The organism is Streptomyces anthophorae (genome assembly GCF_049310305.1).
GTDB lineage: Bacteria > Actinomycetota > Actinomycetes > Streptomycetales > Streptomycetaceae > Streptomyces.
Genome location: NZ_JBLWQQ010000001.1, coordinates 4,172,743 through 4,197,547, shown reverse-complemented (window position 1 = coordinate 4,197,547; position 24,805 = coordinate 4,172,743). Strand labels below are relative to the sequence as shown.

26 protein-coding genes and 1 riboswitch are annotated in these 24,805 nt (G+C 70.9%); of the genes, 10 read left to right on the top strand and 16 right to left on the bottom strand.

All coding sequences use genetic code 11. The features are described from left to right. Nucleotides 1-110: 110 nt before the first annotated feature. The 3 genes from ACNYS0_RS18815 to ACNYS0_RS18805 form a co-directional block, all read right to left on the bottom strand. A complete protein-coding gene (locus tag ACNYS0_RS18815) occupies nucleotides 111-1,040 on the bottom strand; it encodes a 1-phosphofructokinase family hexose kinase (protein ID WP_422475122.1) in 930 nt (309 codons plus the stop codon). A 104-nt stretch (nucleotides 1,041-1,144) separates the two neighbouring features. Next, nucleotides 1,145-2,281 (bottom strand): N-acetylglucosamine-6-phosphate deacetylase, encoded by a 1,137-nt coding sequence (gene nagA, locus ACNYS0_RS18810; protein ID WP_422475120.1) that lies wholly within the window; start codon nucleotides 2,279-2,281, stop codon nucleotides 1,145-1,147. Further along, the gene (locus tag ACNYS0_RS18805) at nucleotides 2,281-3,249 is read right to left on the bottom strand and encodes an ROK family protein (protein WP_422475118.1); all 969 of its coding nucleotides are present in this window, start codon (nucleotides 3,247-3,249) and stop codon (nucleotides 2,281-2,283) included. Before ACNYS0_RS18805 ends, nagA begins: the two co-directional genes overlap by 1 nt. 140 nt (nucleotides 3,250-3,389) lie before the next feature. On the opposite strand from ACNYS0_RS18805, the gene ACNYS0_RS18800 reads away from it, so the two are divergent. The 3 genes from ACNYS0_RS18800 to otsB all read left to right on the top strand — a co-directional run bounded on the left by ACNYS0_RS18800 (nucleotide 3,390) and on the right by otsB (nucleotide 5,932). Beyond that, a complete protein-coding gene (locus ACNYS0_RS18800) occupies nucleotides 3,390-4,661 on the top strand; it encodes an ABC transporter substrate-binding protein (protein WP_422475116.1) in 1,272 nt (423 codons plus the stop codon). A 10-nt stretch (nucleotides 4,662-4,671) separates the two neighbouring features. After that, nucleotides 4,672-4,899 carry a DUF3263 domain-containing protein gene (locus tag ACNYS0_RS18795; RefSeq protein ID WP_385770174.1) on the top strand — a complete coding sequence of 76 codons (228 nt, stop codon included), beginning with the start codon at nucleotides 4,672-4,674 and terminating at the stop codon, nucleotides 4,897-4,899. Between the two features lie 202 nt (nucleotides 4,900-5,101). Continuing rightward, complete coding sequence (gene otsB / locus ACNYS0_RS18790; protein ID WP_422475114.1) at nucleotides 5,102-5,932, top strand: trehalose-phosphatase; 831 nt, start codon at nucleotides 5,102-5,104, stop codon at nucleotides 5,930-5,932. Here the strand turns inward: otsB and ACNYS0_RS18785 are convergent. The 3 genes from ACNYS0_RS18785 to ACNYS0_RS18775 form a co-directional block, all read right to left on the bottom strand. Beyond that, entirely contained in the window at nucleotides 5,909-7,294 is a 1,386-nt protein-coding gene (locus ACNYS0_RS18785) for an alpha,alpha-trehalose-phosphate synthase (UDP-forming) (RefSeq protein WP_422475112.1), read from the bottom strand. The genes otsB and ACNYS0_RS18785 overlap by 24 nt on opposite strands. A gap of 87 nt (nucleotides 7,295-7,381) precedes the next feature. Next, a complete protein-coding gene (locus ACNYS0_RS18780) occupies nucleotides 7,382-9,205 on the bottom strand; it encodes a DUF7927 domain-containing protein (RefSeq protein WP_422475110.1) in 1,824 nt (607 codons plus the stop codon). Nucleotides 9,206-9,243: 38 nt separating this feature from the next. Further along, a complete protein-coding gene (locus ACNYS0_RS18775; protein ID WP_422482719.1) occupies nucleotides 9,244-10,191 on the bottom strand; it encodes a glucosyl-3-phosphoglycerate synthase in 948 nt (315 codons plus the stop codon). Nucleotides 10,192-10,352: 161 nt separating this feature from the next. Further along, nucleotides 10,353-10,507: riboswitch (SAM riboswitch) on the top strand. Nucleotides 10,508-10,525: 18 nt separating this feature from the next. On the opposite strand from ACNYS0_RS18775, the gene thrC reads away from it, so the two are divergent. From thrC to groL, 4 genes are all read left to right on the top strand, one after another. Next, complete coding sequence (gene thrC, locus ACNYS0_RS18770) at nucleotides 10,526-11,827, top strand: threonine synthase (RefSeq protein ID WP_422408657.1); 1,302 nt, start codon at nucleotides 10,526-10,528, stop codon at nucleotides 11,825-11,827. A gap of 36 nt (nucleotides 11,828-11,863) precedes the next feature. Further along, nucleotides 11,864-12,139 (top strand): ubiquitin-like small modifier protein 1, encoded by a 276-nt coding sequence (locus ACNYS0_RS18765; RefSeq protein WP_326018284.1) that lies wholly within the window; start codon nucleotides 11,864-11,866, stop codon nucleotides 12,137-12,139. 458 nt (nucleotides 12,140-12,597) lie between these two features. Beyond that, nucleotides 12,598-12,804 (top strand): cold-shock protein, encoded by a 207-nt coding sequence (locus ACNYS0_RS18760; RefSeq protein WP_030576453.1) that lies wholly within the window; start codon nucleotides 12,598-12,600, stop codon nucleotides 12,802-12,804. A 307-nt stretch (nucleotides 12,805-13,111) separates the two neighbouring features. After that, a complete protein-coding gene (gene groL, locus ACNYS0_RS18755) occupies nucleotides 13,112-14,737 on the top strand; it encodes a chaperonin GroEL (protein WP_326018281.1) in 1,626 nt (541 codons plus the stop codon). Nucleotides 14,738-14,867: 130 nt separating this feature from the next. Here groL and ACNYS0_RS18750 read toward each other — a convergent pair whose 3' ends face one another. The 3 genes from ACNYS0_RS18750 to ACNYS0_RS18740 all read right to left on the bottom strand — a co-directional run bounded on the left by ACNYS0_RS18750 (nucleotide 14,868) and on the right by ACNYS0_RS18740 (nucleotide 16,498). Next, the gene (locus ACNYS0_RS18750) at nucleotides 14,868-15,272 is read right to left on the bottom strand and encodes a hypothetical protein (protein WP_422475108.1); all 405 of its coding nucleotides are present in this window, start codon (nucleotides 15,270-15,272) and stop codon (nucleotides 14,868-14,870) included. Nucleotides 15,273-15,450: 178 nt separating this feature from the next. Beyond that, nucleotides 15,451-15,678: a DUF397 domain-containing protein gene (locus ACNYS0_RS18745; RefSeq protein ID WP_422475107.1), complete on the bottom strand. Its 228-nt coding sequence runs from the start codon at nucleotides 15,676-15,678 to the stop codon at nucleotides 15,451-15,453. Continuing rightward, on the bottom strand, nucleotides 15,659-16,498 hold the full coding sequence (locus ACNYS0_RS18740; protein WP_422475105.1) for a helix-turn-helix domain-containing protein: 840 nt from the start codon (nucleotides 16,496-16,498) through the stop codon (nucleotides 15,659-15,661). Before ACNYS0_RS18740 ends, ACNYS0_RS18745 begins: the two co-directional genes overlap by 20 nt. Before the next feature lie 116 nt (nucleotides 16,499-16,614). Here ACNYS0_RS18740 and ACNYS0_RS18735 point away from each other — a divergent pair, with 116 nt between their 5' ends. Next, nucleotides 16,615-16,836: a hypothetical protein gene (locus ACNYS0_RS18735; protein WP_422475103.1), complete on the top strand. Its 222-nt coding sequence runs from the start codon at nucleotides 16,615-16,617 to the stop codon at nucleotides 16,834-16,836. Nucleotides 16,837-16,839: 3 nt separating this feature from the next. Here the strand turns inward: ACNYS0_RS18735 and ACNYS0_RS18730 are convergent, their stop codons facing one another. From ACNYS0_RS18730 to ACNYS0_RS18710, 5 genes are all read right to left on the bottom strand, one after another. Then, nucleotides 16,840-17,130, bottom strand: coding sequence for a hypothetical protein (locus tag ACNYS0_RS18730; RefSeq protein WP_422475101.1), 291 nt, complete (start codon nucleotides 17,128-17,130; stop codon nucleotides 16,840-16,842). A 68-nt stretch (nucleotides 17,131-17,198) separates the two neighbouring features. Further along, nucleotides 17,199-18,008, bottom strand: a complete 810-nt coding sequence (locus tag ACNYS0_RS18725; protein ID WP_422475099.1) for an SCO4651 family lipoprotein — start codon at nucleotides 18,006-18,008, stop codon at nucleotides 17,199-17,201. Between the two features lie 131 nt (nucleotides 18,009-18,139). Beyond that, on the bottom strand, nucleotides 18,140-19,675 hold the full coding sequence (locus tag ACNYS0_RS18720; RefSeq protein WP_422475097.1) for a PTS transporter subunit EIIC: 1,536 nt from the start codon (nucleotides 19,673-19,675) through the stop codon (nucleotides 18,140-18,142). A gap of 54 nt (nucleotides 19,676-19,729) precedes the next feature. Continuing rightward, nucleotides 19,730-20,677 carry an N-acetylmuramic acid 6-phosphate etherase gene (murQ, locus tag ACNYS0_RS18715; protein WP_422475095.1) on the bottom strand — a complete coding sequence of 316 codons (948 nt, stop codon included), beginning with the start codon at nucleotides 20,675-20,677 and terminating at the stop codon, nucleotides 19,730-19,732. Nucleotides 20,678-20,957: 280 nt separating this feature from the next. Beyond that, the gene (locus tag ACNYS0_RS18710) at nucleotides 20,958-21,887 is read right to left on the bottom strand and encodes a MurR/RpiR family transcriptional regulator (protein WP_422475093.1); all 930 of its coding nucleotides are present in this window, start codon (nucleotides 21,885-21,887) and stop codon (nucleotides 20,958-20,960) included. Nucleotides 21,888-21,962: 75 nt separating this feature from the next. Here ACNYS0_RS18710 and ACNYS0_RS18705 point away from each other — a divergent pair, with 75 nt between their 5' ends. After that, the gene (locus tag ACNYS0_RS18705) at nucleotides 21,963-22,343 is read left to right on the top strand and encodes a hypothetical protein (RefSeq protein ID WP_422408662.1); all 381 of its coding nucleotides are present in this window, start codon (nucleotides 21,963-21,965) and stop codon (nucleotides 22,341-22,343) included. Nucleotides 22,344-22,350: 7 nt separating this feature from the next. After that, nucleotides 22,351-22,611 (top strand): DUF4031 domain-containing protein, encoded by a 261-nt coding sequence (locus ACNYS0_RS18700; protein ID WP_422475092.1) that lies wholly within the window; start codon nucleotides 22,351-22,353, stop codon nucleotides 22,609-22,611. Nucleotides 22,612-22,623: 12 nt separating this feature from the next. Here the strand turns inward: ACNYS0_RS18700 and ACNYS0_RS18695 are convergent, their stop codons facing one another. Then, complete coding sequence (locus tag ACNYS0_RS18695) at nucleotides 22,624-23,859, bottom strand: Cmx/CmrA family chloramphenicol efflux MFS transporter (protein WP_422475090.1); 1,236 nt, start codon at nucleotides 23,857-23,859, stop codon at nucleotides 22,624-22,626. 181 nt (nucleotides 23,860-24,040) lie between these two features. After that, complete coding sequence (locus ACNYS0_RS18690) at nucleotides 24,041-24,697, bottom strand: HD domain-containing protein (RefSeq protein ID WP_422475088.1); 657 nt, start codon at nucleotides 24,695-24,697, stop codon at nucleotides 24,041-24,043. Nucleotides 24,698-24,805 lie beyond the last annotated feature (108 nt).

Below are 24,805 nucleotides of genomic sequence, written 5' to 3'. Positions count from 1 at the left end.
TGAGGCGCGGGGTCCGGGGCAGAGCCCCGGGGCGCTCGCCGGGGGGCCGTGGCCGGGCTTGGGGCTCTGCCCCATACCCCGCTGCTCAATCGCCGCAGGGGCTTGATTGGTCAAGCTGCGCCGACCTGTTCGGCGACCGCCACCCGGCCCACCAGGTCCTCGTACGTCGACGTGTCGAACTCGCCGGCCACCGGGGACACCACCGTCGCCGCGGACAGCGCCACCGCGCGGGCGAGCCGCTGGGGCCACGGCAGATGGTCCGCCTGGCCGGAGAGCAGGCCGGCCACCGCCGAGTCGCCCGCCCCCGTGGGGTTGCCGCGCAGGCGCCCGGGCGCCGGGGCCCGCCACTCGCCGTCCGGGGTGAGGGCGCACAGCCCGTCCGCCCCGAGCGAGGCCACGACCGCGTGCGCACCGCGCCGACGCGTGTCCTTCATGGCCTGCAACGGCTCGTGCTGTCCTGTGAGTTCGGCCAGTTCGTCCGCGTTCGGCTTCACGAGGTCGGGGCGGGCCGCGACGCCGCGCCGCAGCGGTTCGCCGCTGGTGTCGAGGAGGACGGGCACCGAGGCGGCCCGCGCGGCCCGTACGAGCGTCGCGTAGGCGCCGACCGGGACGCCAGGCGGCAGGCTGCCGCACAGCGCCACCGCGGAGGCCGAGCGCAGCAGATCCGCGTACGCCTCCTGGAACGCGGCCCACTCGGCGGGCGTGATCGTCGGACCCGGCTCGTTGAGCTGCGTCGTGTCGCCGCTCGACGCGTCGGCGACGGCGATCGTGCGGCGGGTCGCGCCGGAGACGGGCACCAGGGCGTCCGCGACGCCCGGGGTCTCCAGCAGCTGGTCCTGGAGCGTGCGGCCCGTCGCGCCGCCCACGAATCCCGTCACGGTCACCTCGTGACCGAGCGCGGCCAGCACCCGCGCCACGTTGAGCCCCTTGCCGCCGGGCCGCTCGGTGACCTCGGTGACGCGGTGCGTCGCGTGCGGGCGCAGGGACCGCACCCGGTACGTGATGTCGAGTGCGGTGTTCAGCGTGACCGTGAGGATCACAGGACCCCACCCCCCTTACGTACTTCCAGTAACGGGGCCTGATCATGCCAAAGTCAAGGCGGTTGGCCCAGGCCGCGGACCAACCGCCCGGTACCGGCCGGGAGTTATGGCCGGATCAGCCACTCGCCCTTGCGCAGTACGCCCTTGACCTCGAACTCCGCGTCCAGGACCACGAGGTCGGCGTCCTTGCCGGGCTCCAGCGAGCCCACCTTGTCGTAGAGGCCGAGGAGCCTGGCCGGGTTGGCGGAGATGGCGCTGACGACGTCCTCGACGGGGAGCTTGTCGATCGTCACGGCCCGCTTGAACGCCCGGTCGAGGGTCAGCGTCGAGCCCGCGATGGAGCCGCCCTCCACGAGCCGCGCCACGCTGTCCTTCACCTCGACCTCCAGCGGTCCGAGCATGTAGCGCCCGTCGCCGAATCCGGCCGCGTCCATCGCGTCGGTGATGAACGCGACCTTCTCCGCGCCCTTGTGATGGAACGCCAGCTCCAGGGCGGCCGGGTGCAGATGCGTGCCGTCGTTGATCAGCTCGACGGTGATCCGGTCGTCCTCCAGGAGCGCCGCGATCGGCCCCGGGTCGCGGTGGCCGAGCGGCGGCATCGCGTTGAACAGGTGCGTGGCGACGGTGGCGCCCGCGTCGATGGCCGCCACCGTCTGCTCGTACGTGGCGTCGGTGTGGCCGATCGCGGCGATCACGCCGTGCTCGGCGAGGAGGCGTACGGAGTCGATGCCGCCGGGCAGTTCGGTGGCGAGGGTGACCATCCTCGCCTGGCCGCGGGCGGCGTCGATCAGCTTGCGGACCTCGGCCGGGTCGGGGTCGCGCAGCAGCGTCTCGTCGTGGGCGCCCTTGCGGCACGGGGAGATGAACGGGCCCTCGAAGTGGATGCCCGCGATCTCGCCGTGCTCGGCCAGCTCGGAGAGCAGCCCCGCGCGCTGCACGAGGAAGTCCATGTCGCTGGTGACGAGGGACGGCACGATCGTGGTGGTGCCGTGCTGCTGGTGCGTGCGCACCCCCTTGAGGACCTCGTCGATCGCGCCGGAGGTGAAGGACGCGCCGCCACCGCCGTGGTTGTGCATGTCGACGAAGCCGGGCACCACCCAGTGGCCGCTCAGGTCGACGGTCTCGGCGCCGTTCGGGGAGGATCCGGCGATCCTCGTGCCGTCGACGATGACACGGCCGTCGGTGACGGTCCCGGTGGGCAGCACCACCTTGGCGCCGGTGAGCACCTTTGCTGTGGCCATCAGGCGGTTACCTCCGTGTTGTCGTCGGTGTCGTCGGTGTCGTCGTTTTCGCCGGCGAGCAGGTCCCAGGCCAGCAGTCCCGCGCCCAGGCACCCGGCGCTGTCCCCGAGGACGGCCGGGACGATCGTGGGGAGCGCCTGGAAGGTGACGCGCTCCGCGACGGCCGCGCGCAGGGGTGTGAACAAGGTTTCCCCGGCCTCGGCGAGCCCGCCACCGATGATGAGCGTGCGGGGGTCCAGCAGAGTGAGGGCGAGCACGAGCCCGTCGGCGAGCGCGTCCACCGCGTCCTGCCAGACCCGGGCCGCCTTCGGGTCTCCCGCGTCGACGGCCTTCGCGCAGTCCGCGGCGGTCGCCTTCTCCTCGCCGCTCGCCTCCTGCCAGGCCAGGGTGACCGCGGAGGCGGAGGCGTACCGCTCCAGGCAGCCGCGCTGGCCGCAGCCGCAGGACACGCCGCCGGGGCGTACGACGACGTGGCCGATCTCGCCCGCGGAGCCGTGCGCGCCGGGCTCGATGCGCCCGTCGATGCCGATGGCGCCCGCGATCCCGGTGCCGAGCGGCATGAAGAGGAACCGGTCGGCGTCCTTGCCTGCGCCGAGCCGCCCCTCGCCGAGCCCGCCGGTGCGCACGTCGTGGCCGAGCGCCACGGGGATGCCGCCGAGCCGCTCGCTGAGCAGGGACCGCATGGGGACGTCGCGCCAGCCGAGATTGGCGGCGAAGAGGGCCATGCCGCCCTTCTCGTCCACGACGCCGGGCACCGCGACACCCGCGGCGCGGGCGGGCTCGCCGAGGTGCTTCTCGCCGTACGCGCGCAGTTCGGCGGCGAAGCCGAGGATCGACTCCACGACCGCGTCGGCGCCGCGCTCGCGCTGGGTGGCCCGGCGCGCCTGGTGCAGCAGGTTGCCGTCGGCCCCGACCAGGGCGGCCTTCATCCCGGTGCCGCCCACGTCCAGGGCGATGACATGTTTCACGGGGACAGTCTCGCGCCTCCACCCTTGAGAGGTCTAGTCCAGTCCCCCCTCGTTTCCGGTCCGGCGCCCATGTGGTGTAGACCTTCCAGGTGACCATGGGACAGGCCTGTGGCGTGAAGGGCAAGGGTGGAGTGCGGGCAGTGCGCAAGGGGAGGACGACTCTGACCGTGGCGGCCGCGCTGGGGGTGGTGGCCGCGTCGTCGCTGCTCACCGCCTGCGGGAGCGGCGACTCCGACGACGCCGTCACGCTGCGGCTGGTCGCGGCCGACTACGGCGACTCCAGGGCCAACAGCTCCCAGAAGTACTGGGACGAGGTCGCCGCCGGGTTCGAGAAGGACCACCCGAACATCAAGGTCGACGTCGAGGTGCACAGCTGGGACGTCGTCGACAAGAAGGTCAAGGACATGGTCGCCGCGGGCCACGCGCCCGACATGGCGCAGATCGGCGCGTACGCCGACTACGCCGCGGCGGACAAGCTCTACCCCGTCGACAAGCTGCTCTCCGTGCCGGTGCAGGCCGACTTCGTCGGCCAGATGAGCCAGGCGGGCGAGATCAAGGGCGCGCAGTACGGCATGCCGTTCGCCGCCTCGACGCGCCGCCTCTTCTACAACAAGAAGCTCTTCACCGAGGCCGGCATCACGCCGCCGAAGACCTGGGCCGACCTCGTCTCCGACGCCAAGGCGCTCAAGGCGCAGGGCGTGCGTTACCCCTTCGCGCTGCCGCTCGGCACGGAAGAGGCGCAGGCCGAGACGCTGATCTGGATGCTCAGCAACGGCGGCGGCTACACCGACAACGTCGGCTCCTACGCCCTCGACGACAAGAAGAACATCGAGGCGCTGTCCTGGCTCAAGAACAGCCTGGTCACCAAGGGCCTCACCGGCCCGACCGCCCCCGGCGAGCTCAACCGCACGCCCGCCTTCCAGGCCTTCGCCAAGGGCCAGGTCGGCATGTTGTCCGGCCACCCCACGCTGATGAACATGGCGAAGGCGAAGGGCGTCGACTACGGCGACGTGGCGATCCCCGGCCCGGACGGCACGCCCAGGTCCACCATGGGCGTCACCGACTGGATGATGGCGTTCAAGCAGGGCGGTCACCCCAAGGAGACCGGGGCGTTCCTCGACTACGCCTACAACAAGAAGAACGTCCTCGACTTCTCCCGCAAGTACACCGTCGCGCCGGTCACGGTCTCCGCGTCGAACGCGATGACGTCCTCGGCCAAGGACAAGGCGCTGCGGCCGTTCATCGACGAGCTCGCGGGCGCCACGTACTACCCGGCCAACAAGACGTCCTGGCCCGAGGTCAGCGCCGCGATCAAGAAGCAGATAGGCTCCACCGTCACGCCGCAGGGCAGCGCGGCGGGCACCCTCGGCGCGATCCAGAACGACGCGGCGGCCGCGGAATCCGCGGAGTAGCGTGGCCGGTATGGAGCCCCTCGGTGACCGCGAGCGCGCGGTGCTCACGTTCGAGGGCCGTGGGTGGCCCTCGCCGGGTGCCAAGGAGCGCGCGATCCGCGAGGAACTCGACCTCGCGCCGGTCCGCTACTTCCAGCTGCTGAACGCGCTCCTGGACGACCCCCGGGCCCTCGAATTCGCCCCGGTGACGGTGAATCGCCTGCGGCGCGTCCGGGAGGCGCGGCGCGCGGAACGGTGACGATCAAGCCTCGACGGGGCTGGGCTTGGGGCTCTGCCCCATACCCCGCTGCTCAATCGCCGCAGGGGCTTGATATTTCAACCCCCGCCGGGCTTGATCTTTCAATCCCCGCCGGCGATTGATCTTTCAAGCCCCGCCGGCGATTGAGGCGCGGGGTCCGGGGCGGAGCCCCGGGAGCGCAACCCCGGCTATCGTCAATGGCATGGTCAGCCATGAGTACGCCCCCCGGACGACCGCAGGACGCGAGGGCCTGGACGCCCTCCTGGCCCACCCCCGGAGGGGAGTCGTCGCCATCGACTTCGACGGCACCCTCGCCCCCATCGTCCCCGACCCCGACCAGGCCCGCGCCCACCCGGCCGCCGTCCCGGCCCTCGCCGCGCTGGCCCCCAAGGTCGCCTCCGTCGCGGTCATCACCGGCCGCCCGGCCTCCGTGGCCGTCCGCCACGGCGGCTTCGCCGGTGTCCCCGGCCTGGAGCACCTCGTCGTCCTCGGGCACTACGGTGCCGAACGCTGGGACGCCGTCACCGGCACGGTCACCGCCCCCGCCCCGCACCCGGGCGTGGCCACCGTCCGGGCCGAACTCCCGGGCGTGCTCGGCGAGTTGGACCTGTGGCACGACACGTACATCGAGGAGAAGGGCCGCGCCGTCGCGGTCCACACGCGCCGCGCCCGCGACCCGCAGGCCGCCTTCGAGGCGCTGCGCGAACCCCTGTCGGAGCTCGCCGCCCGGCACGGCCTGATCGTGGAACCCGGCCGCCTGGTCCTGGAGCTGCGCCCGCCCGGCGTCGACAAGGGCGTCGCGCTCGCCGAGTACGTACGGGAGGTGGGCGCGGAGTCCGTCCTCTACGCGGGCGACGACCTCGGCGACCTCCCGGCCTTCGCGGCGGTGGAGAAGCTGCGCTCCGACGGCGTGCCGGGCCTGCTGATCGCGGCGGACACGGTCGTGCCCGAACTCGCCGACAGGGCCGACCTGTTGGTGGAGGGCCCCGCCGAACTGGCCGCGTTCCTGTCAGTCCTGGCGCAGCGCCTCTAGCTGGTCGAGGAACCACGGACCCGGCGGCAGCGCCGTCGCCGCCGCCGCGAGCCGCTTCGTGCGCTCCGCCCGCTCGTCCGTCGGCATGGCGAGCGCCTCCGCGAGGGCCCGCGCGGTCCCGCTCACGTCGTAGGGGTTCACGGTCAGCGCGTCCTCGGCCAGCTCCTCGTACGCCCCCGCCTCCCGCGAGAGCACCAGCGCGCACCCGTCGTCGGAGACGACCGGCACCTCCTTGGCGACCAGGTTCATACCGTCCCGGATCGGGTTCACCAGGGCCACGTCGGCGATCCGGTACGCGGCGAGGGAGCGCGCGAAGTCGTCCTTCACGTGGAGCACGACCGGTGTCCAGCCCTCCGTGCCGAAGCGGGAGTTGATGGCATCGGCGACCCGTGACACCTCGTCCGTGTAGTCCCGGTACACCGCCAGGTCCTGCCGCGACGGGTAGGCGAACGCGACGTGCACGACCCGCTCCCGCCACTCGGGCCGTTCCTCGAGGAGCAGCTCGTAGGCCTGGAGCCCCCGCACGATGTTCTTCGACAGCTCGGTGCGGTCCACCCGCACGATCACCTTGCGGTCCTCGCCGATCTGCCCGCGCAGCGCCGCGAGCCGCTCCTCCACGTCGTCGCGGTGCGCCCGCTCGCGCAGGAAGTCCGCGTCCGCGCCGAGCCCGTGCACCCCGATCCGGGTCCCGGACGTGCCGCCGACGAGATGCGTACAGCAGTCGGTGAAGGCGTCCGCCCAGCGCCGGGTCAGAAACGCACAGCGGTCGGCGCCGAGCATGCCCGTCAGCACCTGCTCGGCGATGTCGTCGGGCAGCATCCGGAAGTAGTCGACGGGCGCCCAGGGCGTGTGCGAGAAGTGGCCGATGCGCAGGTCCCCGCGCAGCTCCCGCAGCATGCCCGGCACCAGCGTCAGGTGGTAGTCCTGCACGACCACCGTCGCGCCGGGCGCCGCTTCCTCGGCGAGCGCCTCGGCGAAGGCCCGGTTGTACGCCTCGTAGGACGCCCACTGGCGGCGGAACTCGGGGCCGAAGGCCGGCTCCAGAGGCGTCTGGTACAGCATGTGGTGCACGAACCACAGCACCGAGTTCGCGATCCCGTTGTACGCGTCCGTGTGCACCCCGGCGTCGATGTCCAGCATCCGTACGCCGGGCTCGGTGACCCCGCGGCGGACCGCCTCCCGGTCGCCCTCGCTCAGCGCCGAGCACACCCACAGCTTGTCCTCGACGACGCTGAGCGCCGACACCAGACCGCCCCCGCCGCGCTTGGCCCCGATGCCTCCCGTGTCGTCGAGGACGTACGAGACCGGGCCGCGGTTGGACGCGACGAGAACCTCAGCAGCACCATGCGTCGTGGAACTCATACGGGCACGCTAGCCCGGCCCGGAAACGTTCAAACGTAAGGCCGGGCCCCGTCGGGGGCCCGGCCGTATACGAGAGTCGCGCTCGGGTCAGTTCTTGCGGGCGCGGACCGCGGCGAGGATCAGCGCGCCGAGCCCGCACAGCGCGACGGCGAGCCCGCCGTACAGCGGCAGATGCGAGTCGGCTCCGGTCTCGGCCATCTCGCCGGAGCTCGGCGGGTTCGGCGGGGTGGGCCGGGCTTGCGGGCTCTGGCTGCTCGCCGACGGGGTCGGGGTCGGCTCGGGCGTCTGCTCACCCGGCCGCTTCGTCGGGGTCGGCGTCGGTGTGGGGGTGGGCGTCGGGCTGGTCGGCGAGGGCGCCGGCTCCTCCCGCTCGATGACGGGCGCGATGCCGCACCGCGCGTCCGTGGAGCCCTGCTCGCAGTTGGTGCGCGGGGTGTCGGCGGTGACGCTGTTCGTGAGCTTGCCGTCGCCGCTCACCGGGTCGTTGACCTTCACCGAGTACGTGACGGTCGCGGTCTCGCCCGCGGGGATGTCACCGGTGAAGTTGATCTTCGGCTCGGTGTAGGAGACGTCCCCGATGCTCGCCTTCGCGTCGCCGTTGTACGTCGCGTCGTCGAGGTTCTCGGTGAGGTCGTCGGTGAACTTGGCGTTGGGGTACGGCAGCCGGCTGACGTTCTTCGCCTTCACCGTGTACGTGACCGTGTCGCCGGGCTCGACCTTCGCCGGGCTCGCCGTCTTGGAGATCTCCAGGTCGGGCACCGGGACGGACAGGGCGAGCGCCGAGGGGACGTAGGTGTCGCCCTTGGTGGAGAAGTCCAGCGTCGTGGAGGTCGAGCCGACCGGGATCGGCTCGTCCCCGGCGGCCCGCGTGGAGCCGCTGCCCGTGACGTCGAACTCCTTCGCGTCGATGCTCAGGTTGTTGACCATCTTCGGGTCGAGGGCGCCGTCGTCCTCGGAGATGAAGAAGTTGTTGGTGTTGCCGGTGTGCGACTCGGGGATGTTCTGGCCGCCGACGGCGAACTTGTCGCCCGGGGTGTTCCAGTCGCCCTCGTACGCGGTGACGCTCGCGTGCGGGGTGCCGGAGGTCCGGTAGAAGCCGTCGACGGTGACCCGGGTGGCCGGGGAGGTGGAGCGCTGGAGGACGTGGCCGCCGTAGATGTACACGTTGCGGCGGTCCGGGGCGTAGGTCTCGTTCGGGGCGTCGTACTTGTAGACGACGGTCATCGACCAGCCGCCCACGCAGCCCTTGCCGGTCGGCGCCCAGATGTCGCCGACCGAGACCGGGACCGGGGTGCCCGTGCCGGTGACCCCGCTGAAGAGGTCCGTCACGTCGGCCTCGCCCGTGTAGTAGTGCGGGCCGCTGGTGGAGGCGGGGTCCTGGACCAGGTTCTCGGGGGAGACCTTCGTCGGGGCCGTGCCGTTCACGCCGACCGCGGGGGCCGTGTCCAGCGGTTCGCCGGGCGAGGGGTCCACATCGGCGCCGGAGATGTCGCAGCGCTTCAGCTGGGCCCCGCTCGGCCCCTTGTACGTGCCGTCGTTGCCGCCGTAGAAGAGGCGGGCGTGGGCCACCTTGGCCCCGGGCGGGATGGTGACCCGGCCGGTGCTGGAGCCGTAGCCGTCCGTCGTGCCCGCGGTGTTGATCCGCTGCATGACGAAGGTGTTGTTGTTGTCCCTGCCCTCGCCGTTCGCGGCGACGGCGCAGCGCGCGGCCATGGTGGCGTCGTCCGTCGGGCAGCCCATGACCGTGTTGCCGATGGTCTTGAAGTCGCCGTAGATCGATTCGTCGTAGCGCTTCGCGAAGGGGGAGACCACATCCGCGGACGCGGGGCTCGGTGCCAGTCCCGCCATGCAGGCGGCGAGGGCGGCTGCGACGGCACAGGCCGCCTTGCCCTGAAGATGTCTAAGCAACATAAAGGGCAATTTAGGCAAAAGATACGATTATTCCGCGCTTATGCCACGCGACGCTCCGCGTACTCACCGATTTCGATCATCGGGGGACGCTCCTCCGTGTCGACCGGGTGCACGCGCGGCTCGAAACCGTCGTCGCCGCGCTCGAACTGCGTGAGCACCGGCCTGACGAGGTGCCCGCGCGCGAGGCGCAGCTGGGCGGTGCGGTAGATCGCCGCCGCCATCCGGCCGAGGGCCTGCCCGTCCTGGTGCCGGTGCTTGCGCACGCCGACGTCGACCTGGGCGAGCGCGTCGAGGCCCACGGTGTGCAGCGCGTCCACGAGCAGGCCGAGCTCCACGCCGTACCCGACAGGGAACGGCAGCCGTTCGAGCAGCGAGCGCCGGGCCGCGTACTCGCCGCCCAACGGCTGGACGAATCCGGCCAGTTGGGGCCAGTGCAGATTGAGGATGGGCCGCGCCATCAGCTCGGTCACCCGGCCGCCCTGACCGGCCGCCCCGTCCAGCGGGCGGTCGTACATCGCCTTCACGAAGTCCACGCCCGGCTCGGTGAGCAGCGGGCCGACGATCCCGGAGACGAAGTCCGCGGAGAACTCCTTCAGATCGGCGTCGACGAAGCACACGATGTCACCGGAAGTGACGAACAGGGAGCGCCACAGCACCTCGCCCTTGCCGGCCCTGACCGGAACCCGCGGCAGGATCGTGTCCCGGTGCTCCACGCGCGCCCCGGCCGCCGCGGCGACCTCCGAGGTGCGGTCGGTGGAGCCGGAGTCGATCACGACGAGCTCGTCGACGAGCGGTACCGCGTCCGTCATCAGCGTCCGCCGGATCTCGGAGACGATCTCGCCGACCGTCCCCTCCTCGTTCAGCGCGGGCAGGACGACGCTCACGGTCTGCCCCGACGCGTGCTTGGCGGCGAGCGACCGGTGCAGGGGGTGATCCGTCACGGCCCAGGAGCGCCTGCTCAGCCAGCGCTCGACCTCTTCCAGCACGGTCTGGGTTCCTTCCCTCAGGATCGACATGTGATCCATCTCGCGGTTCGGACGACTATCTCAAGGGTCCGGGCCTTCGGTTACAGTCTTGAACAAGGCCGGTGACCATCGCATGTCGGGGGTCGCCTGCCGTACACAACTGAATCCACACAATCGAATACCGCTCATCCAGAGGGGCAGAGGGATACGGCCCGTTGAAGCCCCGGCAACCCTCCAGCCGGTCTCGTCCGCACATCGCAGTGCGCCCGCGAGGCTCCCGGCTAGTGAAGGTGCCAAATCCGTCTCGCGGCGAGATGCGTCGCGAGGAAGATGAGGAGAAAGGGCCTCGCCTCTCATGGCTGTACAGACTGTCGCCACCGAAACGACCGCGAAGACCGTTGATCTCGGTCCGGCTTCCGGCCTCTCCTGTCGCGAGTGCGGCGCCGTCGTCCCGCTCGGCCCCGTCTTCGCCTGCGCCGAGTGTTTCGGACCGCTCGAAGTCGCATACGACCTGCCGGTGGGCGACCCCGAGGCGCTCCGCAAGCAGATCGAGGCAGGACCCGCCAACATCTGGCGTTACGCTCCGTTGCTGCCCGTCCCGGCCGATGTCGCCGAGAAGCCGAACCTGAACCCCGGCTGGACCAAGCTCGTCAAGGCCGACAACCTCGCCCGTGAACTCGGCGTCGCCGAGGGCAAGTTGTTCGTCAAGGACGACTCCGGCAACCCGACGCACTCCTTCAAGGACCGCGTCGTCGCGCAGGCCATCGAGGCCGCCCGCGCCTTCGGCTTCACCACGCTCTCCTGCTCCTCCACCGGCAACCTGGCCGGCGCCGTCGGCGCCGCGGCCGCCCGCGCCGGCTTCCGCTCCTGCGTGTTCATCCCGCACGACCTGGAGCAGGGCAAGGTCGTCATGGCCGGTGTCTACGGCGGTGACCTCGTCGCCATCGAGGGCAACTACGACGACGTGAACCGCTTCTGCTCCGAGCTCATCGGCGACCCGCTGGGCGAGGGCTGGGGCTTCGTGAACGTCAACCTGCGCCCGTACTACGGCGAGGGTTCCAAGACGCTCGCGTACGAGATCTGCGAGCAGCTCGGCTGGCAGCTCCCGGACCAGCTGGTCATCCCGATCGCGTCCGGCTCCCAGTTCACGAAGATCGACAAGGGCCTGAAGGAGCTGATCAAGCTCGGCCTCGTCGAGGACAAGCCCTACAAGCTCTTCGGCGCCCAGGCCGAGGGCTGCTCCCCGGTCTCCGTCGCCTACAAGGGCGGCCACGACGTGGTGCGCCCGCAGAAGCCGACGACCATCGCCAAGTCCCTCGCCATCGGCAACCCGGCCGACGGCCCGTACGTCCTCGACATCGCGCGCCGCACCGGCGGCGCCGTGGAGGACGTGAACGACGAGCAGGTCGTCGACGCGATCAAGCTGCTCGCGCGTACGGAGGGCATCTTCGCGGAGACGGCCGGCGGTGTGACCCTGGGCGTCACGCAGAAGCTCATCGAGGCGGGCCAGATCGACCCGTCGCTCACCACGGTGGTCCTGAACACGGGTGACGGGCTCAAGACGCTCGACGCGGTTGCCGAGTCCTCTCAGGCCACCGCCACCATCCGGCCGAGCCTGGACGCGTTCCGTGAGGCCGGCCTCGCCGCCGACCTCTGAGTCCGACCGACACTTGTAGCAACAGGAGTTACCGCCATGAGCGTCAACGTTCGTATCCCCACCATCCTGCGCACCTACACGGGCGGGCAGTCCGAGGTCGCCGCCGAGGGCGCCACCCTCGCCGACGTCATCGCCGACCTCGAGAAGAACCACACCGGCATCGCCGCCCGCGTCCTCGACGACCAGGGCAAGCTGCGCCGCTTCGTGAACGTCTACGTGAACGACGACGACGTCCGCTTCGAGCAGGGCCTGGAGACGGCGACGCCGGACGGCGCCGGGGTCTCGATCATTCCCGCCGTCGCCGGAGGCTGACCATCAAGCACGGCGTCGGCCGCTGATCTTTTGCGGGTCTACGCAGAGTTATCCGAATTGCCCCCTCCGCGAGAGAAACGGAGGGGGCAATTCTGCATGGTTGAGCGCGGTACAGTTGGGGAAGCTGCTGCGTTTCCCCGCACGGTGCATGACGGGCGCATATGAGTTCTCGCCCGCGACCCGACAAGAAGTAGCCAAAGTGTCCAGCCCTTTCGGGCCTTTTATGGCATTTACGCGGCCCGGCTTGCCCCGGGATCCGGTGAGTTGGCCCGGTTTCCCCGATCTGGCGTGCCCAGAATTCTCGTCCGATTGACCTGTTGCAGACGGCAGTTGGGCAGATACATTCAGCCGCGGTCGACGCGTTCCGGCGCACACCCCCATATCCCATGGGGCGTGAGGTCTGACCCGGGTCCGCGAAGTGCGGTCCTGCGCAAGGGCCAGTAATAGGGGAGTTAGGCATGGCTCAGGGCACCGTCAAGTGGTTCAACGCGGAGAAGGGGTACGGCTTCATCGCGGTCGACGGTGGTGCGGATGTTTTCGTCCACTACAGCGCGATTCAGATGGACGGCTACCGCACCCTCGAGGAGGGGCAGCGGGTCGAGTTCGAGATCTCGCAGGGCCAGAAGGGGCCGCAGGCCGACATGGTCCGCGTGGCCGCCGGCTGAACGCGCGCGTCAGACTGCAAGCTTGTACGTCGCACGTCATGGAGGGCTCGTCTCCCGGGTAACCGGGGGCGGGCCCTTCGTGCTGCACGCGCCCGCATCGGATCTGTGGTAGCCGCTTGCACTCGCATGGGTCGAGTGCTAATCATTGGGCTTAGCACTCTCCGAGTGAGAGTGACAAAACTTGGATCGGGTCGGTGAGGTCCGCAGGCCGGGTGGGGCAAGGAACCACAAGGCGCGCAGGCCGTCCGTCGCGGGCACCAGCACGGTCCTTTTGCGTTAGCCACCCCGTCCGGGAGGACCACTTCACATGGCCAAGATCATCGCGTTCGACGAGGAGGCACGGCGCGGCCTCGAGCGCGGCATGAACCAGCTCGCCGACGCCGTCAAGGTGACCCTGGGCCCCAAGGGTCGCAACGTCGTCCTCGAGAAGAAGTGGGGCGCCCCCACGATCACCAACGATGGTGTGTCCATCGCCAAGGAGATCGAGCTCGAGGACCCGTACGAGAAGATCGGCGCCGAGCTGGTCAAGGAGGTCGCGAAGAAGACGGACGACGTCGCCGGTGACGGCACGACGACCGCGACCGTCCTGGCCCAGGCGCTCGTTCGCGAAGGCCTTCGCAACGTAGCCGCCGGCGCCAACCCGATGGCCCTCAAGCGCGGCATCGAGAAGGCCACCGAGGCCGTCTCCGCCGCCCTTCTCGAGCAGGCCAAGGAGGTGGAGACCAAGGAGCAGATCGCCTCCACCGCCTCCATCTCGGCCGCCGACACCCAGATCGGCGAGCTCATCGCCGAGGCCATGGACAAGGTCGGCAAGGAAGGCGTCATCACGGTCGAGGAGTCCCAGACCTTCGGTCTGGAGCTCGAGCTCACCGAGGGCATGCGCTTCGACAAGGGCTACATCTCGGCGTACTTCGCCACCGACATGGAGCGTATGGAGGCCTCGCTCGAGGACCCGTACATCCTGATCGTCAACTCGAAGATCGGCAACGTGAAGGACCTCCTTCCGCTGCTCGAGAAGGTCATGCAGTCCGGCAAGCCGCTGCTGATCATCGCCGAGGACGTCGAGGGCGAGGCCCTGTCGACCCTGGTCGTCAACAAGATCCGTGGCACCTTCAAGTCCGTCGCCGTCAAGGCCCCGGGCTTCGGTGACCGCCGCAAGGCCATGCTCGGCGACATCGCCATCCTCACGGGCGGCACGGTCATCTCCGAGGAGGTCGGCCTCAAGCTCGAGAACGCCGGTCTCGACCTGCTCGGCCGCGCCCGCAAGGTCGTCATCACCAAGGACGAGACGACGATCGTCGACGGCTCCGGTGAGAGCGACCAGGTCCAGGGTCGCGTCAACCAGATCCGTGCCGAGATCGAGAACAGCGACTCGGACTACGACCGCGAGAAGCTCCAGGAGCGCCTCGCCAAGCTCGCCGGCGGCGTGGCCGTCATCAAGGCGGGCGCGGCCACCGAGGTCGAGCTCAAGGAGCGCAAGCACCGCATCGAGGACGCCGTTCGCAACGCGAAGGCGGCCGTCGAGGAGGGCATCGTCGCCGGTGGTGGCGTGGCCCTGCTCCAGGCCTCCGCGGTCTTCGAGAAGCTGGAGCTCGAGGGTGACGAGGCGACCGGCGCCAACGCCGTGAAGCTCGCCCTGGAGGCCCCGCTCAAGCAGATCGCCGTCAACGGTGGTCTCGAGGGTGGCGTCGTCGTGGAGAAGGTGCGCAACCTGACCGTCGGTCACGGTCTGAACGCCGCCACGGGTGACTACGTCGACATGATCGCCGAGGGCATCATCGACCCGGCGAAGGTCACGCGCTCCGCGCTCCAGAACGCCGCGTCGATCGCCGCGCTGTTCCTGACGACCGAGGCCGTCATCGCCGACAAGCCGGAGAAGGCGGGCGCTGCGCCGGCCGGTGGCGGCATGCCGGGCGGTGACATGGACTTCTGAGCCGGTCGCGGTTCAGCTCGTCTGTAACCCGAGGGCGGCACCGTCTCCACGCGAGACGGTGCCGCCCTCGGGCGTTTTCGTGCGCCCACCCGTGGTTGACGCCTCGGGGCTCTGCCCCGGACCCCGCGCCTCAATCGCCGGCGGGGCTTGATTGGGCTACCCGTAGTCCTTGAGTCGCTCCGTAGTGGTACGGGCGGCGGTACTGGTAGACGCCGTTCTCGGGGGAGCTGTGGACGACGACCGTGTCGTTGTCGCGATCGACGAGGAGGTGGACGGGGATGTCCGAGCCGTCGGGCAACCGGTCGATGTATCCGGCGATGTACGCCTCTCGGTGCGGCAGGTGTGCGAAGTCCGTTCCTGTTCGCCGGAGTTGGTCCGGCGCGGAACGCTTGCCGTAGCCCGGGTTCGCGGCGGGATGCGCCTCAGGCGTCGACGAGGCGGCGTGCGTGGGGGCGGGGGCAGCACTAAAAGTGGGCGTCAGCCACGGGATCTCCTGTGATCTCGGTGGACAGACCCCCGTTAGGTGTTGGCGCACCGGCGGGGGTCGTTCGGTTATCGGGCATGCTAGAGCGTCGTCACCCTCCGTGGCAGGCCGGTGACGAAAAGTGTCCGCTTTTCTCAACTCGCAGGGTGGGAGGGTGGGTTGAGACCCACCTCCCCATCCTTGAAAGCAGTGCTCGGGGCGCGGGGCTTGAGCCTCGGGGCGGGTCGGGTCAGCTCCGTCGCAGGTCGGCGACGAACGCGGACCAGGGCTCCGCCCGGAGCACGAGCTTCGGACCGTCGGGGTTCTTGGAGTCCCGCACGCGCACGATGCCCGTCACCGGGGTGTGGGTGTCGGCGACTTCGAGGCAGTTGTTGCCCTCGCCACCGCTGTAGCTGGACTTGCGCCAGCTCCGGGCGCCGACGCCGTTCAGGTCGTACTCAGGGGTGCTGTTCCTCATGGGCGTAATCCTGCGCCACGGAGTCGAGCAGAGCCAGGGACTGTTTCGGGGTGAGTGCGTTGGCCCTGAGCAGGTCGTACGACAGCTGGTGGCGGGCGACGGTGGCCGGATCGTCCAACAGGCGTCCTGTGGCGGGGGCTTCGATCAGGGTGAGCGGTGGGGCGTCCTCGAAGTACATGAGCTTGAGCGAGCCGTGCAGCGACGCGTGGCCGCCCGCCGCGAACGGGAGGACCTGGACAACAGCCCGGCGGCTGCGGGCCAGACCGGCGATGTGGTGCAGGTTGGCGGCGATCACCGCGGGGCCGCCGACGGGTCGACGCAATGCCGCCTCGTCCAGAACCACCCACAACAACGGGGTTGTTGGATTGTCGAGGAGGCGGGCGCGCTCGACGCGGGCCGACAAGAGCTTGTCGATCGCCTCGTCCGGCGCCGTGGGCTGGTAGTCGAGGAACACCGCACGGGCGTAGTCGGGCGTCTGGAGGAGTCCGGGGATGAGCATCGCCCCGTACTCCATGATCGTGGTGGCCAGCGCCTCCGCCTCGGCTGCTTCGGCGAAGTGCTCCGGGTGCTTCGACCGGTTCGCCTTCACGCAGTTGCGGGCGAAGAAGCCGCCCGTCTTCAGCTCCTCGTCGAGCCGAACGGCCATGTCCGGCAGGATGCGCCGCGTTCCCGCCTCCATCTGGCCGACGTACGAGCCGCTGACGAACAGCAGCTCACCCAGGGCCTGCTGGGTGAGGTCCGCTCGTTCGCGGGCGTGGCGGAGTTCTTCGCCGATCATCACGCGGCGCGACGACGGGTCGACGTCCTTCGGTCCGGTCACGTGCATCAACTCCCGGTCCAGCAGCGGCATCTGTTGGGCCGTTGCCCCTGGCCAGCGTAGAGCCGGACCGGTCACTCTGTGTGCTGAAAGCGGAACCGGGAGTGGAGGAGAGTGTGATGGCGGTGCGGAGCGCGGAGCGGTTGCGGGTGGTCGAGGAGGTGGTCGCGCAACTGCGGGCGGAGACGAGTGTGTTGGGCATTGTGCTGCCGTCACTGAGGGTCGATCCGGTGTCGGCCGCAGGGGAGGTCGGGTATCCGCTCGTGGACCTGGGGTGCGTGAACTTCGATACGGCGATGCGGATCGTCGCCGTACTGCACGAAGGGCGGCGCGGGAGCTGAGGGTCAGGCCGAGGACTGTTCGGAGAAGCTCTGCCAGGTGTCGCGGCCCGCGCGCGTTGCGCTGGTGGCCGCCGCCTGGGCCTGGTGGAAGGCGCGGGAGGCCAGCTCGGCAGGCGGCACTTCCCAGGTGCCGGTCCAGCTGCGGCCCGCGCGGGCCAGCTCGTAGACGAGGACGCCGAAGCCGGCCATCGCGGTCAGGGCGCCCACCCCGGTCAGTACGGCTCCCGCGCCGAGGCGGCGCCGGTCCGGGCGGAACTCGGTCCAGGAGAGCTTCGAAAGGTTGCTGTCAGCCATGCGCTCAGGATGCGGGAGGCCGGTCCGGGCCGCATGTGGAGCGCCGACCGGTGGGTGACGGGGCCCGGTCAGCCCAGGAAGGTGCCGTTGGTGTCGGCGCCCGGGGTGCTCGACTCGGGCACGGTCACCTTCACCGGCGCGCCCAGGCGCGACAGGCTCAGCGTGACCTTCATCTTGGTGTCGGCCTGCGGCAGGTTGAGAACGGTACGGGTGCGGACGACGCGGCCCTTGGCGTCCACCCAGGCGTCGGCGAAGACCGGGATGTCGTCGCCCAGGTAGTCGCGGAGCTGGTCCGCCTTCTTGCGGGTGTCGGCCGCCAGGCGGCGGGTGAGCGTGGCGTGGTCCAGGGTGCCGCGGTAGTGCGTGGTGCGGACGCCGTCGATGCTCGCCTCGCCCTCGTCCGAGACGTTGCGCAGGTCGGCTATCTGGCCGAGGAGGTACTCGGGGTCGTTGAGCGGTGCGCGCAGCAGGGCGTGGGCCGTGGCCTTGGCGCGTGCAACGGTGCCCCAGCGCTCGCCCTCGAGGGCGGAGACACCGCGTACGTGGACGACGTCGCCCGCGAAGATCTCGTGGAACTCGACTGCGGGCTGCTCCCGCATCCGTACGGTCAGTTCGCCGCGGTCGGCGGCCATGTCGAAGCCGCCGGTCGTGGAGATCCGGAACGTCCGGGCGTCGGCGGACAGGTCGAGCTGCTGCTTCGTGTGCGCGGAGGTCGCGCGGGTGGCCTCGACAGCGGCCCGTACGGTCGCGGCGTGATCGGCGGGGGACTCGGCCGAGCCGTTCTTCCCCGCGTCGGACCGCGGTCCCGCCGAGCAGGCGGTGCACAGGGCGGCGGCGGTAGCGAGGGCAGCGGCCAGGGACAGAGTGGTGGCGCGCATGAAGGTCGTGCTCCGGTCGTCGAGCGGCCGAAGAATGTGTGCGGCCTGTGAAAGCGATTTGGGTGATCGAACTATAGAGCGGGGCGGCACCCCGTGTCGTACGGGGTACCGCCCTTCGCGCTGTGCCGGGGTCAGACCTTCGCCGGTTCCTTCGGCTCGGGGTCCTTGGCGGCCGGCGTCGCCGGGTTCGCCTCGGCGTGGGCCTCGGGGGACTCGCCCGCGTCGACGTCCTGGTTGAACTCCACGAGCATGTCCTGCGTGAAGCCGAAGTAGTACGTCGCGAGGAAGCCGACGGCGTAGCCGACGAGCAGGCCGCCCAGGTAGATCGCGCAGGTCGCGCCGAGGCCCTTGTTGCCGTCGAGGAGCGGGAACAGCGCCCAGCCGGACGGGCCGATGGCGGTCGAGCCGACCTGGTAGCCGAGCATCGAGAAGACGCCGATGAACGCGCCGCCCGCCGCGCCGCCGACGCACGCCGTGATGAACGGGCGGCCGAGCGGGAGCGAGACACCGTAGATCAGGGGCTCACCGACGCCCAGGAATCCCGCGGGGAGCGCCGACTTGATGGTCTTGCGGATCGACGTGTTGTGCTTGAGCTTCTTGAAGACGGCGATCGCGGCGCCGACCTGGCCCGCGCCCGCCATCGCCAGGATGGGCAGGAGGACGGTGTAGCCCTGCTGCTCGATGAGCGTGGTGTGGATGGGGATCAGGGCCTGGTGCAGGCCGAGCATCACCAGCGGGAGGAAGAGGCCGCCGAGGACCGCGCCGGCGAAGACGCCGGTGTTCTCCAGGAGCCAGTTGGCGCCGGTGCCGATGGCGGTCGAGACCTCGCCCGCCACGAACATCAGGCCGAAGATCGTGACCAGGCCGGAGATGAGGACCGTGAGGGTGGGCGTCACCAGGACGTCCAGCGACTCGGGCACCCACTTGCGGCACCACTTCTCGATGTAGACGGCGAGGACCGCCGCACCGAGCGCGCCCAGCACGCCGCCCTGACCGGGGGAGAGCTTGTGCCCGAACGCCGAGATGTCGGCGACCCCCGGGTAGACGATGATCGCCGCGACGGCGCCGCCGATGATCGGCGTACCGCCGAACTCCTTGGCGGTGTTGTAGCCGACGAAGACCGCGATCAGCGCCATGAAGCCGGAGGCGATGGCGGCGAGGGCCGGGGTGACCGAGGGCAGCCAGCCCAGGTTGATCATCAGGCCGTTGAGGCCCGCGATGATGCCGCAGCCGATCAGGGCCGGGATCAGCGGCACGAAGATGTTGGCGATCTTGCGCAGGAACAGCTTGAACGGCGTCGCGTTCTTCGCCTTCTGCTGGGCCTTGAGCGCGGCGCCCTGGGCGGCGAGGTCGTCGGCGGAGTGCCCCGCGGCGGGGTCCGGCGCCGGGGCGGCCGCCCTGCCCTCCTCGACCAGGGTCTCGAACTCGGGCGTGACCCGGGCGACCTTCCCCGGCCCGAGGACGATCTGGTACGTCTCGTCCTCGACGACGCCCATGACGTCGGGAAGCGCCTTGAGCGCCTCGTCCTGGACGAGCGAACGGTCCGCGAGTCCCAGCCTGAGCCGGGTCATGCAGTGGACCACGGAGGTGACGTTCGCTGCGCCGCCGACGAGCGGGAGGATCGCGGCGGCGACGGCGCGGTTCTTGTTCTCGGCGTTATCGGCCATGGTGCGTCTTGCCTTGCTGTGCAGGTGGTGCTCGGGGACGGGTGGTTCGAGGGGCTACTTGGTGGCGGCGGCCGCGAGGGCGGCGCGCAGGTGGCCGTCGGACTCCGTGAGGAGGCGCTCGGCGGTCGGGCCGTCGACGTCGCCGAGGACGACGAGGATGGCGTTCTTGACCTCGCCGTCGGTCGCGGCGAGCGCGGCCTCGATGGCGGCGTCGTCGGCGCCGGTGGCGAGGGAGACGATGCGGCGGGAGCGGGCCCGCAGCTTCTTGTTGGAGGCGCGCACGTCGACCATGAGGTTCCCGTACGTCTTGCCGAGCCGGATCATGGAGATCGTCGACAGCATGTTGAGCACGAGCTTCTGCGCCGTGCCCGCCTTCAGACGGGTGGAGCCGGTGAGCAGCTCGGGTCCGACGACGACCTCGATGCCGTGGTCCGCGGCGGCGGCGAGGGCGCTGTCCGCGTTGCAGGACAGGCCGACGGTGAGCGCGCCGTAGCGGGCGCGGGCGTGCTCGACGGCGCCGATCGCGTACGGGGTGCGGCCCGAGGCGGAGATGCCGACGACGATGTCGTTCTCGGTGAGGCCGAGGCCGTCCAGGTCCTCGGCCGCGAGCTCCTTGGAGTCCTCGGCGCCCTCGATGGACTTGACCATGGCGGACGGGCCGCCCGCGATCAGGCCGACGACCTGGCCGTCCCAGGTGTTGAAGGTGGGCGGGCACTCGGAGGCGTCGAGGACGCCCATCCGGCCCGCGGTGCCGGCGCCCGCGTAGATCAGGCGGCCGCCGCGGGCCATGCGCTCGGCGATGCCGTCGATCGCGGCGGCGATCCGGGGGAGCTGGGCCGCTACCGCGGTGGGAACGGTGGCGTCCTCGCCGTTCATCAGCTTGGCGATCTCCAGCGTGGGGAGCTGGTCGATCTCGGCGAGTTCCGGGCGGAACGCCTCCGTCGTGAGCGTGTCGAGCTGGGCGCGGAGGTCGGCGTAGGTGGCGTCGGGGCTGGCGGTCATCGTCAGGGTGCGGCCTTCTGTGTGGGCGGGAGGTTCTGTTGCGCTGGGCCGGGGTCGCGGTCACGGGGCTCAGCCCCGGACCCCGCTGCTCAATCGCCGCAGGGGCTTGATCTACCGGCACCCGCCGCCGATCGAGGCATGCGGGTGCTCGAGGAGCCGCTGTCCCGACGATCGTGATCGCGGGCGTCCAAGGAGCGGAAGTCTCGACCATCAAGCCCCGCCGGCGATTGAGGCGCGGGGTCCGGGGCGGAGCCCCGTGGCGGGGGGAGCGGTGGGGCGATCACTGGCGGCCGCCCCGCGGAGCGGACTGGTGGCGGTGGGCCAGCGCCTCGTACGACGCGGAGAGCGCCGGCGCCGCCGTCTCGTAGGTGCGCTGGGCGATACCCACGAACAGGCAGTCCACGACCAGCAGCTGACTGGTCCGGGAGGACATCGCCGCGGGCCGCAGCTCGCTCTCGCGGGCGATGGACGTGGTCAGTATGTGGTCGGCGTACTGCGAGACCGGGCTGCGCGGGCGGCCGGTGATCGCGATCGTGGTGGCGCCGTGCTCGAAGGCGACCCGCAGCGGTTCGATCACGTCGCCGGTCGTGCCGGAGTGGGTGATCGCCACCGCCACGTCCCCCGAGCGGAGCGTCACCGCGTTGTGGACGGCCAGGTGCGGATCGGAGTGCGCGTACGCGTGCCGCCCGATGCGCAGCAGCTTCTGGGCGAGGTCCTGGGCGACGAGGCCGGAGGCCGCCATGCCGTAGATCTCGACGCGGCCCGCGTTCGCCATGGCCGTCACGGCGGCGCCGAGCTGCGCGGTGTCGAGTCCGGCGGCGGTGTCGGCGAGGGTCTGCTGCTCGTCGTAGGCGAGCTTGGCGACGACGTCGGTCAGCGGGTCGTCGACGGCGATGTCCGCGGTGACGGCGGGCGCCCGGCCCGACTGCTGCTGGGCGGCGAGCCCGGCCAGCGCCAGGCGCAGGTCCCGGTAGCCGGGGTAGCCGAGGATGCGGGCGGTGCGCACCACCGTGGCCTCGCTGGTGCCGGTGAGCTCGGCGAGTCCGGTGACGGTCAGCGCGGCGCAGCCTGCGGGGTCCCCGGCGACCGCCTCGGCCACCCGCTGCATGGACCGGGTCATCGAGGGCGCGAGGGTGCGCACCTTGGCGGCGAGGGCCGCGGGCGCGGGCGGCGCGTCCCTGCCGAAACTTTCCTTCACGTCATTGCTCACGTGATGAAAGATATTTTCGGGCGGGGTCGGGGTCAAGAGTCCTTCGACCGTGCCGTATGGCACACAATTGGTTGCATGGACACCATCAGCCCCTTGGAGCAGGCCCTGCACGCGGCCCGCGCGCTCGTGCTCGCGGATCTGAAGGCGGGCGACGTCGCGGATTCGGACATCGTCTCGCTGGTGGAGGAGTCGATCGTCTCGCGGCGCTGGTGGGTGGAGCAGTGGCCGGAGGGGGTGGAGTTCGTGACCGGCCTCGTCGCCCAGGACGTCAAGGACGGGATCCTGGAGCGGCACGGACGCTGGCCGCTGTGCCCGGTGTGCGGCCCCGGCTCGGGAGCGGAGGCCCCGCACGCGCTGGACGTCGAGCCGGAGCTGGGAGCGGACCCGCACTGGGTGTGCTCGGAGGCGGGCGTGACCGTGGCGCCGATCGGCGGCCTCGGTTCGGTGACGGGGTGACGCGCCCGTGACGGTCTACATCGACCCGCCGAACTGGCCGGGGCACGACCGCATGTGGTCGCACCTGGTCAGCGACGTCTCGTACGACGAACTGCACGCTTTCGCCGAGCGGTTGGGGGTGCCGCCGCGCGCCTTCGAGCGCGACCACTACGACCTCCCGTCGCACCGGTACGCGGACGCGGTGCGCGCGGGGGCCGTCGAGATCGGCTCGAAGGAACTGGTCCGCAGACTGACGGAGGCGGGGCTGCGGAGGCGCAAGGGGCGGTAAGTTCGGGTCTTTTCAAGCCCCGCCGGCGTTTGAGGCGCGGGGTTCGGGGCGGAGCCCCGTGACGTCGGGAACGCTCCCGGAACCGGCGACGACCCTGGAAGTCGTCCGCCGATGCAGCCGCACCGACACCCCGGTCAACGCCAGCGCGACCACCGTCATCGCACCCCCGGCCCACGCCGTGGCCGGATACCCGAGATCCGCGTCGATGACCGTGCCGCCGAGCCACGGCCCACCCGTGTTGCCCAGGTTGAACGCGGCGGTCGTGGTGGCGCCCGCAAGAGTGGGCGCGGCGCCCGCCACGTTGAACATCCGGGCGTTGAGGGCCGGCGCCGTGTAGAAGGCGGAGAAGCCGAGCAGGAACGACAGGGCCACCGCCGCGACCGCGAAATGGCCGAGCACGGCGAGCGCCGCGAGGAAGACGGTGGACGCGGTGATGCCGGTCATCAGCACCCCGAAGAGGTGCGCGTCGGCGATCCGCCCGCCCAGCGTCGTACCGGCGAGCGCGCCGATCCCGAACAGGGCGAGGACGGCCGGAACCCAGCTCGCGGGCAGCCCCGCGACGTCCGTCAGGAGCGGCGAGAGATAGCTGAACGCGCAGAACACGCCGCCCGCGGCGAGCGCGGTGACGGCGATGGACAGCCACACCTGGCGGTCGGCGTAGATGCTCAACTCCCGCTTGAGGCGCGGCCGTTCGGCGGGCAGCGGGATCCTCGGCACGAGCGTCACGATGCCGACGAGGGCGATGGCGGAGGCCACGCCGACCGCCCAGAACGCGGCGCGCCAGCCGAGCCCGTCGCCGAGGAACGCGCCCGCGGGGACGCCGAGCACGTTCGCGATCGACAGGCCGCCGATCATCACGGCCATGGCGCGGGCCCGCTGGTTCACCGGCACCATCGCGATGGCGACGGCCGCACCGACCGCCCAGAACCCGGCGCAGGCGAGCGCCGAGACGACACGGGACGCGAACAGGACCGCGTACGAAGGGGCGAGCGCGCCCGCGACCTGGCCCAGGCCGAACACCGTGATGAGCGAGATCAGGGTGGTCCTGCGCGGCAGCCGCAGCGTCGCCACGGCGAGCAACGGGGCGCCGACCACCATGCCGATCGCGAAGGCGGAGATCAGCAGCCCGGCCTGCGGGATCGTGACGTCCATGTCGTCGGCGACCGCCGGGAGGATCCCGGAGAGCATGAACTCGCTGGTCCCGAGGGCGAAGACGCTCAGACCGAGGATGTGGACGGCCACGGGCATACGGGAGTTGGAGCGGGGGTCTGGTGAGCCGGGGGAGTCCGGACTGGGCTGTGGGGACATGTAAGGAGCCAACCTGGGTGTGACAGGTGGCATTCCCGGACGGGCGGGTCGTGGCGCACCGTTCGTACGCCGTTCACACGCACCGCCGCACGCACCGCCGCACGTACCGCCCCGCGCCGCGTCAGGGAGTCAGCAGCTCCAGCTCGGCGGTCAGGTTCTCGCGGGCGGCGGACTCCCAGTGGGACCTGCCGTGCGGGGTGCGGAACAGCCGTGGCAGGCCGAGGAGCTGGCGCAGCACCCCGGCGCGCCCCTCGCGGAACGCCTCGTCCGGCACGAACGCGTACTCCTCGCGGACGGCCTTGGTGTACGCGGCGTAGGCGGGGGCGGGCGCGGCCAGGATCGCCAGGTCGGCATCGCACAGGGCCTCCCCGTCGGCGTCGTCCTCGGCCGGGTCGTGGGTGACGGTGAGCAGGACGAGGCGCACCACCTCGGCGACGTCCTCGGGGCTCAACCCGGCCTCCGCCAGGGCGCGTTCGGCGAGGGCGGCGGACCGCTCCTCATTCTCCGAGCGGTCGGGCCGGTACACCGCGTCGTGGAACCAGGCCGCGAGCCGTACGAGCTCGGGCCGCTCCGCGTGCTCCTCCAGCACGTCGATGTGGTCGAGCACCGCCGTCAGATGGTCGACCGTGTGGTACTTCCGCTGCGGCTCGGCCCACCGGGCCAGAAGATTGTCGGCGTACGGGTAGGGGTCGAGGTCCGGGTTCGCCGTCGCGGTGCGCAGGGTACGGGCCCAGCGCTCACGCAGTTCCGGGGTGTCCGTGGAGTCGTGGTCCGTCATGGGGCCGACCCTAGCCAAATCAAGCCCCGCCGGCGTTTGAGGCGCGGGGCCCGGGGCAGAGCCCCGCAACCGGCGGACGGTCGACCGGAAAGAAAACCGTTCGCCCCG

What these genes read in the sequence shown, in the direction of transcription:
- nagA (WP_422475120.1), bottom strand. Translation starts at nt 2,281, where the DNA reads ATGGCCACAGCAAAGGTGCTCACCGGCGCCAAGGTGGTGCTGCCCACC.
- ACNYS0_RS18795 (WP_385770174.1), top strand. Translation starts at nt 4,672, where the DNA reads ATGGAGCCCCTCGGTGACCGCGAGCGCGCGGTGCTCACGTTCGAGGGC.
- otsB (WP_422475114.1), top strand. Translation starts at nt 5,102, where the DNA reads ATGGTCAGCCATGAGTACGCCCCCCGGACGACCGCAGGACGCGAGGGC.
- ACNYS0_RS18785 (WP_422475112.1), bottom strand. Translation starts at nt 7,294, where the DNA reads ATGAGTTCCACGACGCATGGTGCTGCTGAGGTTCTCGTCGCGTCCAAC.
- ACNYS0_RS18780 (WP_422475110.1), bottom strand. Translation starts at nt 9,205, where the DNA reads ATGTTGCTTAGACATCTTCAGGGCAAGGCGGCCTGTGCCGTCGCAGCC.
- thrC (WP_422408657.1), top strand. Translation starts at nt 10,526, where the DNA reads ATGGCTGTACAGACTGTCGCCACCGAAACGACCGCGAAGACCGTTGAT.
- ACNYS0_RS18765 (WP_326018284.1), top strand. Translation starts at nt 11,864, where the DNA reads ATGAGCGTCAACGTTCGTATCCCCACCATCCTGCGCACCTACACGGGC.
- ACNYS0_RS18760 (WP_030576453.1), top strand. Translation starts at nt 12,598, where the DNA reads ATGGCTCAGGGCACCGTCAAGTGGTTCAACGCGGAGAAGGGGTACGGC.
- groL (WP_326018281.1), top strand. Translation starts at nt 13,112, where the DNA reads ATGGCCAAGATCATCGCGTTCGACGAGGAGGCACGGCGCGGCCTCGAG.
- ACNYS0_RS18745 (WP_422475107.1), bottom strand. Translation starts at nt 15,678, where the DNA reads ATGAGGAACAGCACCCCTGAGTACGACCTGAACGGCGTCGGCGCCCGG.
- ACNYS0_RS18735 (WP_422475103.1), top strand. Translation starts at nt 16,615, where the DNA reads ATGGCGGTGCGGAGCGCGGAGCGGTTGCGGGTGGTCGAGGAGGTGGTC.
- ACNYS0_RS18730 (WP_422475101.1), bottom strand. Translation starts at nt 17,130, where the DNA reads ATGGCTGACAGCAACCTTTCGAAGCTCTCCTGGACCGAGTTCCGCCCG.
- ACNYS0_RS18725 (WP_422475099.1), bottom strand. Translation starts at nt 18,008, where the DNA reads ATGCGCGCCACCACTCTGTCCCTGGCCGCTGCCCTCGCTACCGCCGCC.
- ACNYS0_RS18720 (WP_422475097.1), bottom strand. Translation starts at nt 19,675, where the DNA reads ATGGCCGATAACGCCGAGAACAAGAACCGCGCCGTCGCCGCCGCGATC.
- murQ (WP_422475095.1), bottom strand. Translation starts at nt 20,677, where the DNA reads ATGACCGCCAGCCCCGACGCCACCTACGCCGACCTCCGCGCCCAGCTC.
- ACNYS0_RS18705 (WP_422408662.1), top strand. Translation starts at nt 21,963, where the DNA reads ATGGACACCATCAGCCCCTTGGAGCAGGCCCTGCACGCGGCCCGCGCG.
- ACNYS0_RS18695 (WP_422475090.1), bottom strand. Translation starts at nt 23,859, where the DNA reads ATGCCCGTGGCCGTCCACATCCTCGGTCTGAGCGTCTTCGCCCTCGGG.
- ACNYS0_RS18690 (WP_422475088.1), bottom strand. Translation starts at nt 24,697, where the DNA reads ATGACGGACCACGACTCCACGGACACCCCGGAACTGCGTGAGCGCTGG.